Source organism: Methylobacterium sp. J-043 (assembly GCF_022829505.1).
In the GTDB taxonomy this organism is placed as follows: Bacteria; Pseudomonadota; Alphaproteobacteria; order Rhizobiales; family Beijerinckiaceae; genus Methylobacterium; species Methylobacterium extorquens_A.
This window is the reverse complement of the sequence record NZ_JAKSYB010000043.1, coordinates 60,993-75,005: the sequence shown is the minus strand read 5'-3', so window position 1 is coordinate 75,005 and position 14,013 is coordinate 60,993. Positions and strand designations below refer to the sequence as shown.

The window sequence follows — 14,013 nt, the reverse complement described above, 5'->3', positions numbered from 1 at the left end:
CGCACCTTTGATAGCTCCCGGTCTTTCGGAGCCGGAATCTACAGCTTCTCGGTCGGCGCCGTGGTGTCCCCGTCGTCCGGCTTCGGCTTCTCCGGTTTGGCCGGCTTCGGGCAGATGCCCTGGAGGCTCTTCCACTCCGCCTCGGACAGGATGCCGGGGCCGGCCGGTTTCTGCCCTGCCAAAGACCGGATCCGCGCGGACCGCTCTGCCGTGACCGGATGGGAGCGCAGGAACGAGGTCGCGTCCGGCTTCTCGTCATCCGCGTCGGTGATGCGCTCCAGGATCGCGGCGAGCGCGGCCCCGTCCCCGCCGGCCCGCTTCACCGCCGCCACCGCGTAGGCATCCGCCGTTCGCTCTGCGTCGCGTGAGTAATTCGCCGAGATCGCGGCCTGCCCGATCGTTACCAGCACCGTCGAGCCGGTGAGATCGCCGAGCACGAGACTCAGCAGGAACGAGGTGCCGCCGGCCGTGATCACCGAGCGCATTGGATCGCGGGCGGCGACGTGGCCGAACTCGTGCGCAAGGATGCCGGCCAGTTCATCGCCGCTCTTGGCCTTGGCGATGATGTCCGAGAGCAGGATCACCCGTCCGCCCGGAAGGGCGAGCGCGTTGGCAACCGTGTGGCGGCGCACGCTGACCTGAGGAGTCTCCGGCAGCGCCATGCCCTCGGCAAGCCGCGCCGTCAGCCGATCGAGCACCGCCCGCGCCGCCGCATCGTTGCAGAGCGGCGGGTCGCCGAGCAAGCCGACGATCTGGGTATCGACGCTGCGTCCGAGTTGCGCTTCGATCGCCCGCGGGACCAAGGGGGCGAGCAGGTTCGAGGCCGCCGGCACACCGTAGACAGCCGTCATCAGCACGGAGACGCCCGCCGCGATCGACCAGAGCACGAGGCGGGTCAGGCCGCCCCCGCTCTCGGTCCGGCTCAGGTCGGGACATCGCGCCTTCAGGGCTTCCGCGAACGTCTCGTCGGCGAACTCGATGCTCTCCGATCTCTGCGTGTGGTTGATCCGCATCAGCGGTGGGGCGGCGTCGGCCGCGCGCAGATCGAGCAGGCTCCAGTCGCGCGAAACGTCCCCGCCGGAGACTTCGAGCCGGAACGTCAGCCTCAGCGTCACCGGCCGGGGCCGGGCGCTGAGGCCATCGAAGAACGTGCCGGTCGTGGTGATCGCCTCCATCGGCGGGCTAGAATCCGATCTCGAGGGCGCCGCCGACATCGAGCGCGTCAGCCAGCCCCTCGTTGAGGCCACTGGCCGGGGCGCGCGTCGAGGCGAGCACCGCTTCCAGCGCCGGCAGGTTCTCGATCTGCATCGTGGTCGCCACCGCGTGCCACAGCCTCACCGTGATGATCCGGACATAGAGCACGTTCGTTCCGAGGATGGCCCCGAGATAGAGCAGCACGCTCGATGCAATGACGAAGGCGTGGATGCCCGCATTCTCGCCCTCCATGGCGATCAACGGCACGAGAAGGGCGAAGATGATGCCGAGAACGATGATGAAGCCGAGCACCGCCAGCATGTAGACGAAATAGGGGAAGTAGAACTGGCGCGCCTTCAGCGAGGAGGCCAGCCGCGCCTCACCGAGATGGGCTGCATTGAGGAACGCGCGGGTCTCGCGCGCCCGATAATAGGGGATCAGCAGGAGCGCGAGCGGGATCGACACGCTGGCGGCGATCCCGACGGCGCTGGCGTAGGACACGAGCGGCGAATCCTCGTAGGCCGGATTGAAGATGAACTTGCTCTTCTCGCTCGCCGGATCCTGAATCAGCAGATCGCTCGGGATGTCGAAGCCGGTCGCTGCCAGCAGCGCCACGACGCTCAGCAGAATCGGCAGCAGCGCGGTGATGTAGAACATCATCCACGGCATCAGGATCGAGCGGCCGGTCGCGGTCGAGCGCATCCGGCTCTGGCCGATCAGCGTGTGGTCGATGCGGTAGCGCTCCAGCGCCGCGCGCATGAAGGGGAAGGCCAGGCCGAAGCTGAAGAAGGTCGCGAGCCACCACAGGCAGGCGCGTCCGGCATAAGCGAAGCCCGACCCGTCCTGCCCGAGGCGTATGCCGCGCCAGCGCGTGCGCGAAGCCCGGTAGCGCCGGCCGCGGAACAGCGCGTATTGCCCGAGCACGAACAGGCCGATGAAGGAGATCGGCGCAGCCAGCGCCGCCAGCACGGGGCTCAGGAGACCGACGACGAACAGGACGATGTAGATCGGCACCAGGATGGCAAGCGCCACGAGGAAGCCGAGGAACAGCTCCTTGCCGGTGCCGAGATACTCGGCCGGGCTGCCGGCGACGACCGTGCGGCTCCAGAAGTACCGCCGCAGATTGGTGATGTACCAGAACCGGTAGATCGAGAAGGTGACCAGCGAGAGCAGGAAGCCCTTGACGACGATGCCCGTCAGCCCCGGCGCCTTCCGGTCGAACGCAATCTGTCCCGTCCGCGCCCCAGCCGGGCCCGGCACACCTGCCAATTGATCCATCGTTGCAGTCCCCCTCGTTGCTGGGAGACTAGAATCCGCGCTGGTTGCGTTGCAACAGCCGTCGCACACAATCGTTGCTTTAGGAACGATCGGTCACTGGAAAGCCGGTGCAGCGACCGCGCGTCGCCGAGTTTTCATGGTTAATTTCACGTGAAAACCGCGTCGCGACCGTTTCTCGACAACTGTCGCTGAGTCGACGGCGGGCGCCGCACTCAACTCCGATTCTGCCGCTCGTCTCGCTGCGATGTTGCGCGCAGCGATACTGCGCTCGCGGGCAGACCGCTGAACATGCTTTCAAAAGAAAACGCCGGGCCCGATCACGGAGCCCGGCGTTTTCACATGACGTCACCACACGAGGAGCGAACTGTCCCCCGGGGGATAATGGAGCTTCAGCAGCAGCGGAAACCTGATGTGTTTCCGACCCCGAAGCGAGCGTTCTCGCGGTTGCGAAAGAACTCCCGCTCGGTCATCGGCGCCTGATCGGGATGGGTCTTGGCGATATGGGCGACATAAGTGCCGTAATCGCCCTGACCCACCATCAGCCGCGCGCCGTCGCAGACGCACTTGTTGAAAGCCTGAAGGCGTTCGCGAAAGCTCTGCATCGACGTTGCGGTTCCGCTCATGACACGCTCACTCCGCTGGGACGAGTCTGGGATCTGCTTCCAGCGCCGTCCAGCGATCGGCGCGGTAGGCTTTCACGCAGGCCATGACGCCGAACACCGCGATCGCCACGACGAGGCCGACGAAGAACACGGCGAGGGCCGCGTCGATGCGATCGTTGAAGACGATCTTGTGCATGTCCGCCATGCTCTTGGCCGGGCCGAGCACCTTGCCTTCCGCGATCGCCGCCGAGAAGCGGTCGGCGTGCGCGAGGAAGCCGATCTTCGGATCGGGCGAGAAGATCTTCTGCCAGCCGGCCGTCAGGGTGCAGATGCAGAGCCAGACGGTCGGGATGATGGTGACGAAAGCGTAGCGCTCGCGCTTCATCTTGAAGATCACCACGGTCGCCAGCGTCAGTGCGACGGCGGCCAGCATCTGGTTCGAGATGCCGAACAGCGGCCACAGGGTGTAGATGCCGCCCAGCGGATCGGTGACGCCCTGGTAGAGGAAGAAGCCCCAGGCGCCGACGCACAGAGCGGTGGCGACCACGCTCGGACCCCAGGCCGAGGTATCCTTGAAGCGCGGCGAGAGCAGGCCGAGCAGATCCTGCAGCATGAAGCGGCCGGCGCGCGTGCCCGCATCCACCGCGGTCAGGATGAACAGGGCCTCGAACAGGATCGCGAAGTGATACCAGAAGGCCATCATCGCCTTGCCGCCGATGGCCGAGGAGATGATGTGCGCCATGCCGACCGCGAGGGTCGGCGCGCCGCCGACGCGCGAGATGATCGAGTGCTCGCCGACATCCTTGGCGGTCTGGGCGATGACGTCCGGAGCGATGGGGAAGCCGAGCGCCGTCACCGCAGCGGCGGCGGTTTCCGGCGTGCCGCCGAGCAGGGCGCCCGGGGAGTTCATGGTGAAGTAGATGCCCGGGTCGATCACGCTGGCGGCCACCAGCGCCATGATCGCCACGAAGCTCTCCATCAGCATGCCGCCGTAGCCGATGAAGCGGGTGTCCATCTCGTTGTTGACGAGCTTCGGGGTCGTGCCCGACGAGATCAGGGCGTGGAAGCCCGAGACCGCGCCGCAGGCGATGGTGATGAACAGGAACGGAAACAGCGAGCCCGCCCAGACCGGGCCGGTGCCGTCGACGAACTTCGTCGTGGCCGGCATCTGCATGTGCGGGGCGACGACGACGATGCCAAGCGCGAGGCCGACGATGGTGCCGATCTTGAGGAAGGTCGAGAGGTAATCGCGCGGGGCGAGCAGCAGCCACACCGGCAGGATCGCGGCCACGAAGCCGTAGCCGATCAGCATCCAAGTGAGCTGGGTGCCGGTGAAGGTGAAGGCGGGACCCCAGGTGGGGTGCTCATTGATCTGACCGCCGCCGACGATCGCGGCCATGAGCAGGACGAAGCCGATGATCGACACCTCGCCGATCTTGCCCGGCCGGATGTAGCGCGCGTAGAGGCCCATCAGGATCGCGATCGGGATCGTCGCGCCGACGGTGAAGGTGCCCCACGGGCTCTCGGCCAGTGCCTTGACCACGATCATCGCCAGCACGGCGAGCAGGATGACCATGATCATGAAGGTGCCGAACAGGGCGATGACGCCGGGGATCACCCCGAGTTCGGCTCGGATCAGTTCGCCCAGGGAGCGCCCATCACGGCGCATCGAGATGAACAGGACCATGAAGTCCTGCACCGCGCCCGCGAGCACGACGCCGGCCAGGATCCAGAGCATGCCGGGCAGGTAGCCCATCTGCGCGGCGAGCACGGGGCCGACCAGCGGGCCGGCGCCGGCGATGGCCGCGAAGTGGTGGCCGAACAGGACCGACTTGTTGGTGGGAACGTAGTCGAGGCCGTCGTTGTGACGGTGCGCCGGGGTCTCGCGCTTCGGGTCGAGGCGCATCACCTTGTCGGCGATGAAAAGGGAATAGTAGCGGTATGCGATGAGGTAGGTGCAGACCGCAGCCACCACGACCCAGAGGGCGTTGATCGATTCGCCCCGTTGCGTGGCGACCACCGCCAGCGCCGCAGCGCCCAATGCCCCGACCAGGGCCCAGGGCCCATGCTTCTGTATTGCGCCCATGCGACGCCTCACTCCGTCATTGGCCGCATTCTTGATGCAGGCGGCCTTTCACCGATCTGTGTGGCGCAATTTTTCCTGCGATACCAGTTGCGGTGAGCACACAGCTGCCGGTTCCCTCTGCACCCGCAGTGACATCCGCCATCCCGCGTTACCCGAACCTCAGGATGAAGGCGCCGCGATGCCGCCGACGCCCGCGCCAAGGGCAACTCGGGAAACGGGTCTCCGGACGGTGCCGATGATTCGGAGCACGGCCTCGTGCGGCCCGAACGGCATCGGCCGTGGGGAGCGCGTTCGAACGTTCTAGTCGAGCACGATGACGCGGTTGGGGAGTTGATTGCTGCCGTGGCTGCCCGGCAGCTCAGCCTTCAGCACGGCACCGACCTGATCCACCGCCGAGACGAGCCCCTCGCCGAGGGCTCCGCGTTCGGCCGCACCGAGCAGCTCCGAGACGATGGCGCGCCACCGCGCCTCGTCTACGCGGGCCCGCACGCCCTTGTCGGCAACGATCTCGGCATAGCGCTCGGCGAGGGCCACGTAGACCAAAACGCCGGTGCGTCCCCGCGTTCCGGTGAGACCGTGTGCGAAGAACTCGCGGCGCGCAGCGGCGTGAGCGCGCTCACGCTGCCAGCGTCGCGGGGTGAGGGTGATCCGGAAACGCTCGTTCAGGGTCAGCAGCAGCGTGGCGAGCACGGTCGCCGCCTGAGCGAGCGCAATCTCGCCCGCACCGAGATCGGTGAGCAGGATCAGCGGCCAGGGCAAGGCCAGGGCGACCGCCAGAGCCAAAGCGAGGCCGGGGGAGCGATAGAGGCCGGCGCTGGCCGCGACCAGCACCACGATTTCGCCGGTCGTTCCGGTCTCCGCCCGCCCGATCGCTGCTGCGATCCGCTCCCGCGCGGCGGGATCGAGGATGGTCGTGCTACCAGTCACCGGACGCTCCCCCGCCGCCGAACGAGCCGCCCCCGCCGGAAAATCCTCCGCCTCCGCCATCCGAGAAGCCGCCGCTCCAACCACCGGACGGCCCCGGAATCACGACGAAGCCGCCGCCCCGGCCCCGCCGCCCGCCGCCATTCATCCGCGTCAGCACGACGACGAGGGCGATGATGACGATGATCCAGAAAATCACCGTGACGGGATCGACCGTGTCTTCCCGCACCGGCGCGCGGCGCTGCCACTCGTCGGCATCGCCCGAGAGGATCGGGAGGATGGCGTCCACCCCCGCCTCCACCCCGCCGGAAAAGTCGCCCTGGCGGAAGCGGGGCGTGATCGCCGTGGTGATGATCGTCTTCGACAACGCATCGGTGAGCGCGCCTTCGAGTCCGTATCCGACCTCGATGCGAACCTTGCGCTCCTTCGGGGCGACCAGCAGCAGCACGCCGTTGTTGGTCTTCTTCTGACCGATGCCCCAGGCGCGGGCGAGGCGGTTGGCGTAGTCCTCGACCGTGAGATCCTGAAGGCTCGGCACGGTGGCGACGACGAGTTGATCGCCCGTCTTGTCCTCGTGGGCCTTGATCTTGCCGTCGATCCGCGTCCGCGTCTCCGTCGAGAGGATGCCGGCCGCATCTACCACCCGGCCCGTGAGCTTGGGGAAGTCGGGCTCGGCCGCGGCGGCGAGACCGAAGGAGCCCACAACGAGCAGCAGCGCGAGCCACAGCGCCGACAGCGGGCCGAATGCGGGGCGCCGAGCGATCCGATCAGGACGCATCATCACCGGTTCAGGGCCGGACGAACTAGAACTTCACGTTCGGCGCGCGCTCTGCGCCCGGCGTCGAGGTGAAGGTCTCCATCGGCTTTGCCTCAGGGTAGAACCACGAGGCGACCCACCGGCCGGGAATGGTGCGGATCTCGGTGTTGTAGGCCTGGACCGCCTGGATATAGTCCCGCCGCGCCACGGCGATGCGGTTCTCCGTCCCTTCGAGTTGCGACTGGAGGGCGAGGAAGTTCTGGTTCGATTTGAGATCCGGATAGGCCTCGACCGAGGCGAGCAGCCGCCCGAGCGCTCCTGAAAGCTGGTTCTGCGCCTCCTGGAACTGCTTGAACTTCTCCGGGTCGCTCACCGTCGAGGCATCGACCTGCACGCTCGTCGCCTTGGCCCTGGCTTCCGTCACGCGGGTCAGGGTCTCCTGCTCCTGCTTGGCATAGCCCTTCACGGTCTCGACGAGGTTCGGGATCAGGTCGGCCCGGCGCTGGTACTGGTTCTGCACCTCGCTCCAGGACGACTTCGCCTGCTCTTCCAGGCTCGGCACCCGGTTGATCGCCCCGCACCCGGCCAGGCACGTCGCAAGCCAGAGCGCCGCGAGGGCAGAGACGACCCGGCTGAGGATGGAGGGGCGGGAGGGGGTCGCGGGACTGAGGGAATGTGACATGGCAGGCGATCTCTGAGGCGAGCTTGGCGGCGAAGCTGGTCTTGGAGATAGGGGCGGCTTGCCGCTGCGGGAAGGGGCGGCTGCCGAGTCGTTGCTTCAGCTTCTACAGAGGGATTTGCCTAAAGGACTGTGTTGCGTTGAACATGTCGTTGACAATGGATCGTCTGTCTCCCTGTCCTTGTAGAAGTCTTGCGTGATGCACGCCGCTTGACAGCATGCTTCGGACAACGATGTAATATTCATATGAGCAATGCGACCGCCCTCACTCCTGCCGATCCCCGCATCACCATCACCTACTGCACGCAGTGCCAATGGCTGCTGCGTGCGGCGTGGATGGCGCAGGAACTCCTTTCCACTTTCCGCGACGATCTCGGCGAGGTCGCCCTGCGGCCCGGCACGGGCGGGGTGTTCGTGATCGAGTTCGATTCCGAAATCATCTGGGAGCGGGTGCGCGATGGTGGCTTCCCCGATGTGAAGGTGCTCAAGCAGCGGGTCCGGGATCGGCTCGATCCGGGGCGGGATCTCGGGCATGTCGATCGGGCCGGGCGGGAGGGCTGAACCGGGGCAGTTGGCACGTATGCCCGCGCTGGGGCATGATGAGCGGGCGCCATCCTCAAAAACCCTTCAGCGCAAACGCCGCGGGACGCCTTGATCCGACGCATGCTCTCCCGGCTCGGCCAGCGTGGCTTCTCCACGCAGTTCTACCTGATCATGCTCGTGATCGCGCTGATCGGCCCCGGCCTGATCTTCACTGCGATCCTGCTGACCCGCTACGCTGCCACCGAGCGCGCCCGCTTCGAGCAGGATGCCCGGGAGAACGTGCGGGGTATCGCGCTCTCGATCGACCGCGACACGGCTGGGCTCGTCTCGGTGCTGCAAACGCTCGCCACCTCGCCACGGCTCAAGGACGGCGAGTTTGCCAATTTCGAAAATCAGGCGCGCCTCGTGCGAGAGGCGGTCGGCCTCGATCTCGTGCTGCGCCGGCCGGACGGACAGCAGATCGTCAACACCGCCCTCAAGCCGGGCGCCCCCCTGCCGGTGACGGCGCTGCCGGTCGATCGCGAAATGATCGAGAGCGGGCAGCGCTCCATGGTCACCGGCTTCCTTGCGGGGGCCATGCCGGATCAGGCGCATTACGCCGTCGCGGTGCCCGTGCGGATCGACGAGGCGACCGCCTTTCTCCTCAGCTTCTCGGTGCCCCTGAACCGCATCGCCGGCATCCTCGGCCGCGAGCAGGTCCGGGGCTGGGTCACGGGAGTCTCGGACCGTGACGGCGTCGTGCTCGCGCGACTGCCGGAGATGCCGGGCGTGATCGGGCAACCCCGGCTCGCGACCCTGCGCCAGACGATGACGGGGACGCCCGGCGTCTGGGAGGGGCGCGACCGCAACTTCAAGCCCGTCACCGTGGTCGAGGCGCGCTCGCGGCTCAACGGCTGGACCGTGGGGGCGAGCATCCCGCGCGAACTGGTCGAAGCGCGGCTGCGGCGCTGGATCTGGGCCTTCGGCGGCTTCGGCCTTCTCGTGCTCGCCACCTCCTCGGTGCTCGCCGTCCACCTCTGGTCGCGGGTCTCGAAGCCTCTGCGCCAGCTCGCGGCGACGGGGCCGGCCCTGGCGCGGGGGCAGGCGATCCCACGGATTGCCTCGCCGATCCACGAGATCCGCCGCCTTGCCGACGTACTTTCGGAAGCCTCGCTGCGGCTGCGTACCCGTAGCGACGAGCGCGACCGGGCGCTCGCCGAGACCCAGCGCGGCCTTGCGGCTTTGCGGGAGAGCGAGGCGCGCTTCCGCCACATGGCCGATTCGGCCCCGGCGCTGATCTGGATGACCGACGAGACCGCGGAGGTGGTCTTCGCCAACATGCATTTCGACCACCTGTTCGGTCGCCCGGCCGCGGAGATGGCCGGCGGTGGCTGGGCGTCGATCGTGCATCCGCCGGATCTACCGGCTTTCCAGGCGACATTCCAAGAGGCGTTCGAGCACCGGCATCCGTTCCGGGCCGAGATGCGGGTCGTCGATCGCAACGGGGAAATCCGCTGGCTGCGTTGCGAGGGTGTGCCGCGCCTCGACGATCACGGCACCTTCCTCGGCTTCACAGGATGCAGCGTCGATGTCACCGACGCCAAGCGGGCCGAGGAGCATCTGCGCCTGCTCATCAACGAACTGAACCACCGGGTGAAGAATACCCTGGCCACCGTCCAATCGATCGCCATGCAGTCCCTGCGCGGGCTCGACGGCGAGGAGGCGCTCGCGGCCCGCGCCGCCTTCGAGGCACGGCTGCTGGCGCTCGCCCGTGCCCACGACGTGCTGACCCGAGAGAGCTGGGAGGGCGCCGAGCTGAAGACCGTGGTGGGCGACGCGATCCGCCCGCTGGAGGCGGGAGAGGGGCAGGAAACGCGCTTCGTCGTATCGGGCCCGCGCCTTCGCCTCGCGCCGCGGCTGGCGCTGTCCATCGCCATGGCCCTGCATGAACTCGGCACCAATGCCGTGAAGTACGGAGCCTTGTCCAAGGAGGGTGGGCGGGTGACGATCACCTGGACCGTGCAGCGCCGGCCCGAACTCTCGCTCTCTCTGCGCTGGACCGAGAGCGGCGGTCCGCCGGTCTCACCCCCGACCCGCCGCGGCTTCGGCTCGCGCCTGATCGAACGCAGCCTTGCCCGCGAGCTCGCGGGCAAGGTCGAGCTGCTCTACGAGCCGGACGGCGTCGTCTGCACCATCGAGGCGCCCGTGCCGCCACCGAGCCTGCTGGAGCGCAAGGGCGGCACGCAACTCGCTGCGACGAAACCGCTGCCGCTGGCAGGGTGAAAGCCGCTCCCGGGGCGGCCCGTGCCGGGCCTTACTGGAACGTCGTCGGGTCCGGCCCGATCCGGCCGTCGGCCCGGTCGAGGCCGGCGATGGCCGCGTGATCGTCCGGCGTCAGCGAGAAGCCGAACACGTCGATGTTCTCGTGCATCCGGGCCGGCGTGGCCGATTTCGGGATCGCGACGAAGCCGTTCTCGATGTGCCAGCGCAGCACCACCTGGGCCGGGCTGCGCCCGAGGCGGTCGGCGATCCGGGTGATGGCGGGCTCATCCAGCACCTGCGCCTGGCCCAAGGGGCTCCAGGCCTCCGTGACGATGCCGAGCCGAGCATGTGCCGCGCGCAAAGCGTGCTGCTGGAAACGCGGATGCAGCTCAATCTGGTTGAGGACGGGGGTGACGCCGGTCTCGTTCACGAGCCGATCGAGCTGATCCTCGGTGAAGTTCGAGACACCGATCGAGGCGGCGCGGCCCTCTTCCCGCAGACGGATCAGCGCGCGCCAGCTGTCGAGATAGAGCCCCCGGTCGGGACAGGGCCAGTGGATCAGGTAGAGATCGACATGGTCCAGGCCCAGCCGGGCGAGACTGTCGTCGAAGGCCTGACGCGTCGCATCGTAGCCCTGCGCGTCGTTCCAGAGCTTCGTCGTCACGAACACGTCGGCCCGGGAGACGATTGTCTCCCGCAGGCCGCGCCCGACGCCTGCCTCGTTGCCGTAGGCCGCGGCGGTGTCGATCGAGCGATAGCCGCTGCCGAGCGCCGTGCCGACGAGGGCAGGCGTTTCCGCTTCCTGCAGACGCCAGACGCCGAAGCCGAGCTGGGGGATGGACCGTCCGTCGTTGAGAGCGATCTGTGGGACGGGATCGGGGGCTGTCATGGCGTTTTATGTTCTCATGCGCTGCCCGAGCGACAGGCCGGGGGCAGGGCGCGGAGAATCGGCATGATCGTGCCTGCCGTATAGGCATCCTTCCGAGGGGCAGGCCTGCGCGCGCGTCAGGGCCAGCGTCAGTGTCCGGTGCGAGCCATGTCCGTGGCGGCTTCGAGATCCGGCATCCTTATGAGGTGCAGGTAGGTCGGATCGAAGTCGCAGAACGCCTGCAGGCGCTTGACGTCCGGAACGTGGAGCTGGCGGTCCTTCAATTGGATCAGCCCGGCAAGGCGCAGATCGCGCAGGATGCGGCTGACATGGATCGTCGTGATACCGAGGATGTCGGCGAGCATCGGTTGGGTCAGGGGCAGCGGGCAGTCCCGCTCCCCGGCCGCTCCGACGAGCTGCTGGCGCAGCAGCAACTCGCAGAACAGGTGGGCGATGCGCTTGTCGGCCGAGCGCTGGCCCATGCTGGCCAGCCATTCGCGCAGGATGCTCTCATCGACCAGGGTCGCCCACCACAGAGCCCGGGAGAGGCGCGAATCGCGGAAGACCAGGGCATCGACCCGATCCTGCGGGATGTCGGCGACGGTGCACGCGGTCAGCGCCGCGATGTAGTGGTCGGACGGGCCGAGCACGATCGATTGCAGATCGCAGAAATCGCCCGGGAGGAGCAACCCGAGGATCTGGCGCTGTCCATCATTGATGAGCTTGTAGCGGAAGGCGTAGCCTTCGAGCACGAGGTGGACACCCGCCGCCCGGTCGCCGGCCCGCACGATATCCTGCTGCGCCTCCAGGCTGCGGCTGGATCGCGATAGGTCGGCCAGCAACGCCTTGTCGCCGGCATCGAGATCCGCGCCGTAGCGAAGCCTTAAGATCAGAGGGTTCGTGCGCGTGAGCGTCACAGTCGCGTCCATGCACGCACAACGCGGATTGCGTCGTTCCGTGCCATGGAAGCAAAAGGAGATTTTGCCGGAAACCGTCCCTGCGAACGCGATGTTCCCGCAACGGTGTCGGGCGTCATCGCCAGTCCGATTGGCCCCTTCGCAAGGGCGGATGTGGACTTCTTTGGAGCGCCGCGTGGGCCTGCTGACACGGTTGCCCGCTCGATTCGGGCGGAAACCGTGGCGGCCTGCGTCTCAGGCCGCCTTCCAACGGCGGGCGGTGTGGTTGCCGAAGGCGCGGGCGTAGAGGTTGCAGTAGTTCAGCGCCGCCCCGTCCCAGCCGAAGGAGCGGGACATGGCGCTGCGCCGCATGGTGTTGAGGCGCTTCTTCTGGCCGAAGGTCTCGAAGGCGCGGCGTATCGCCGAGGTCAGCCCCTTCGGCGAAGCCTCACCGAAGGTGAAGCCGGTGACCCCGTCCTCCACCGTGTCGTTGAGGCCGCCGGTGCGGCGCACGATCGGCAGGGAGCCGAAGCGCTGCGCGTACATCTGCGCCAGCCCGCAGGGTTCGAAGCGCGAGGGCATCAGAAGGAAATCGCTGCCGGCGAAGATGCGGCGCGCCTCGGTTTCCCGGAAGCCGACATAGACGCCGACATGGTCGGGATGGCGCCCGGCGAGATCGCGCAGGGCCTCCTCGAACCGGCCCTCGCCCTGGCCGATCACCACGAGCTGGCCGCCCTCGGCGACGATCGACTCGGCGGCGCTGATGCTGAGGTCGATCCCCTTCTGGTGCACGAGGCGCGAGACGATGGCAAAGAGCGGCCCGCGGGAGACCGCCATGCCGAAAGCTTTGCGCACCTCGTCGGCATTGGCCCGCTTGCCCTTCCAGTCGTCGGTCTCGAAGCGGGTGGCGAGGTGCGGGTCGGTGCGCGGATCCCAGCTCTCGTCGATGCCGTTGAGAATGCCGGTCAGGCGGCCCTGTGCGGCGCGGGTGCGGAGCAGGCCGTCGAGGCCACAGCCGCCTTCGGGCGTGGTGATCTCGCGGGCATAAGTCTCGCTCACCGTGGTAACGTGCGAGGCGTGATAGATGCCGGCCTTGAGGAAGGAGAGTTGCCCGTAGAACTCAACGCCATCCATCTGGAAGGCGTGGTCCGGTACGCCGACCCGGCCGAGATTGTCGCGGTGGAACAGGCCCTGGTAGGCGAGATTGTGGATCGTCAGCACGCTCGGGCGGCGAATGCCCAGCCAGGACATGTAGGCCGGGGCCAGCGCAGTCTGCCAATCGTTGAGGTGCAGCAGGTCGGCCGACCAGAACGGGTCGATGCCCCCGGCCAGTTCCGCCGCCGCCCGGCTGAGGCGGGCAAACCGCAGGTCGTTGTCTCCGAAATCGCCGCGCTCGTCGCCATAGGGCGTGCCGTCGCGCTCATACAGATCGGGGGCAACCAGCACGTAGACGCCAAGGCCGTCCGGCGTGGTGCCGAAGCCGAGTTCGCAGCCCGGAACGCCGGCAAAGCTGCCGAGCCGGGCGATCATCGTCAGGTTGTCGAGCCCGGCGAGAACCTGCGCGTAGCCGGGAATGAGAACGCGGACGTCGTAGTGGCGACGCAGGGAGCGGGGCAGGGCGCCCGCAACCTCGCCGAGGCCGCCGGTCTTCACGAAATCTGCCATCTCGGGGGTGGCGTAGAGAATGCGGGGGAGGAGAGCGTTGCCTAATCGGGGCTCGGGCTCGAAGGCGGCAGTCGGTGGATCGGTGACCGGGAGCCCACCGAGATCCACATAAGCCATCGATTGACCCCTACGCCACCGGCGCGGCTCGTGAAGGGCGGGAACCGCCGCTGCTGCGCTCGGCATTGCAATGCTCCGGAAGGCAATCCGTTCCGTTGCATCGCACAATTCAGGCCATGTTCAGACCGATATTTGTGGGTGAGTGCCTGCGCTTCCATCATGG

General features: G+C 67.6%; 12 protein-coding genes. 2 read left to right on the top strand and 10 right to left on the bottom strand.

Features of this window, described 5'->3' with window-relative positions; genetic code table 11:
- Positions 1–38: 38 nt before the first annotated feature.
- The 7 genes from MKK50_RS10875 to MKK50_RS10845 all read right to left on the bottom strand — a co-directional run bounded on the left by MKK50_RS10875 (position 39) and on the right by MKK50_RS10845 (position 7,523).
- A complete protein-coding gene (locus tag MKK50_RS10875; RefSeq protein WP_499022188.1) occupies positions 39–1,175 on the bottom strand; it encodes a M48 family metallopeptidase in 1,137 nt (378 codons plus the stop codon).
- A gap of 7 nt (positions 1,176–1,182) precedes the next feature.
- Entirely contained in the window at positions 1,183–2,472 is a 1,290-nt protein-coding gene (locus MKK50_RS10870; RefSeq protein ID WP_499022186.1) for a YjgN family protein, read from the bottom strand.
- A gap of 389 nt (positions 2,473–2,861) precedes the next feature.
- Positions 2,862–3,095 carry a YbdD/YjiX family protein gene (locus MKK50_RS10865; protein ID WP_253373004.1) on the bottom strand — a complete coding sequence of 78 codons (234 nt, stop codon included), beginning with the start codon at positions 3,093–3,095 and terminating at the stop codon, positions 2,862–2,864.
- Between the two features lie 7 nt (positions 3,096–3,102).
- On the bottom strand, positions 3,103–5,160 hold the full coding sequence (locus tag MKK50_RS10860; protein ID WP_253373002.1) for a carbon starvation CstA family protein: 2,058 nt from the start codon (positions 5,158–5,160) through the stop codon (positions 3,103–3,105).
- A gap of 300 nt (positions 5,161–5,460) precedes the next feature.
- On the bottom strand, positions 5,461–6,087 hold the full coding sequence (locus tag MKK50_RS10855; RefSeq protein ID WP_499022183.1) for a TPM domain-containing protein: 627 nt from the start codon (positions 6,085–6,087) through the stop codon (positions 5,461–5,463).
- Entirely contained in the window at positions 6,077–6,865 is a 789-nt protein-coding gene (locus MKK50_RS10850) for a TPM domain-containing protein (protein WP_499022181.1), read from the bottom strand. Before MKK50_RS10850 ends, MKK50_RS10855 begins: the two co-directional genes overlap by 11 nt.
- A gap of 22 nt (positions 6,866–6,887) precedes the next feature.
- Positions 6,888–7,523, bottom strand: coding sequence for a LemA family protein (locus tag MKK50_RS10845; protein ID WP_499022179.1), 636 nt, complete (start codon positions 7,521–7,523; stop codon positions 6,888–6,890).
- 243 nt (positions 7,524–7,766) lie between these two features.
- On the opposite strand from MKK50_RS10845, the gene MKK50_RS10840 reads away from it, so the two are divergent.
- Positions 7,767–8,081 (top strand): Rdx family protein, encoded by a 315-nt coding sequence (locus MKK50_RS10840; RefSeq protein WP_499022177.1) that lies wholly within the window; start codon positions 7,767–7,769, stop codon positions 8,079–8,081.
- A gap of 102 nt (positions 8,082–8,183) precedes the next feature.
- Positions 8,184–10,325, top strand: coding sequence for a sensor histidine kinase (locus MKK50_RS10835; protein WP_499022175.1), 2,142 nt, complete (start codon positions 8,184–8,186; stop codon positions 10,323–10,325).
- A 31-nt stretch (positions 10,326–10,356) separates the two neighbouring features.
- On the opposite strand, the gene MKK50_RS10830 is transcribed toward MKK50_RS10835, so the two are convergent.
- The 3 genes from MKK50_RS10830 to glgA all read right to left on the bottom strand — a co-directional run bounded on the left by MKK50_RS10830 (position 10,357) and on the right by glgA (position 13,850).
- The gene (locus MKK50_RS10830; protein WP_499022173.1) at positions 10,357–11,193 is read right to left on the bottom strand and encodes an aldo/keto reductase; all 837 of its coding nucleotides are present in this window, start codon (positions 11,191–11,193) and stop codon (positions 10,357–10,359) included.
- 128 nt (positions 11,194–11,321) lie between these two features.
- On the bottom strand, positions 11,322–12,101 hold the full coding sequence (locus tag MKK50_RS10825) for a Crp/Fnr family transcriptional regulator (RefSeq protein ID WP_253372989.1): 780 nt from the start codon (positions 12,099–12,101) through the stop codon (positions 11,322–11,324).
- A 222-nt stretch (positions 12,102–12,323) separates the two neighbouring features.
- Positions 12,324–13,850 carry a glycogen synthase GlgA gene (gene glgA / locus MKK50_RS10820; RefSeq protein ID WP_499022171.1) on the bottom strand — a complete coding sequence of 509 codons (1,527 nt, stop codon included), beginning with the start codon at positions 13,848–13,850 and terminating at the stop codon, positions 12,324–12,326.
- Between the last annotated feature and the right edge of the window lie 163 nt (positions 13,851–14,013).

Bases quoted from the DNA above. Each gene is read 5' to 3' on its own strand.
- MKK50_RS10860 (WP_253373002.1), bottom strand. From the start codon at position 5,160: ATGGGCGCAATACAGAAGCATGGGCCCTGGGCCCTGGTCGGGGCATTG.
- MKK50_RS10875 (WP_499022188.1), bottom strand. From the start codon at position 1,175: ATGGAGGCGATCACCACGACCGGCACGTTCTTCGATGGCCTCAGCGCC.
- glgA (WP_499022171.1), bottom strand. From the start codon at position 13,850: ATGGCTTATGTGGATCTCGGTGGGCTCCCGGTCACCGATCCACCGACT.
- MKK50_RS10840 (WP_499022177.1), top strand. From the start codon at position 7,767: ATGAGCAATGCGACCGCCCTCACTCCTGCCGATCCCCGCATCACCATC.
- MKK50_RS10835 (WP_499022175.1), top strand. From the start codon at position 8,184: ATGCTCTCCCGGCTCGGCCAGCGTGGCTTCTCCACGCAGTTCTACCTG.
- MKK50_RS10870 (WP_499022186.1), bottom strand. From the start codon at position 2,472: ATGGATCAATTGGCAGGTGTGCCGGGCCCGGCTGGGGCGCGGACGGGA.
- MKK50_RS10825 (WP_253372989.1), bottom strand. From the start codon at position 12,101: ATGGACGCGACTGTGACGCTCACGCGCACGAACCCTCTGATCTTAAGG.
- MKK50_RS10830 (WP_499022173.1), bottom strand. From the start codon at position 11,193: ATGACAGCCCCCGATCCCGTCCCACAGATCGCTCTCAACGACGGACGG.
- MKK50_RS10850 (WP_499022181.1), bottom strand. From the start codon at position 6,865: ATGATGCGTCCTGATCGGATCGCTCGGCGCCCCGCATTCGGCCCGCTG.
- MKK50_RS10865 (WP_253373004.1), bottom strand. From the start codon at position 3,095: ATGAGCGGAACCGCAACGTCGATGCAGAGCTTTCGCGAACGCCTTCAG.
- MKK50_RS10845 (WP_499022179.1), bottom strand. From the start codon at position 7,523: ATGTCACATTCCCTCAGTCCCGCGACCCCCTCCCGCCCCTCCATCCTC.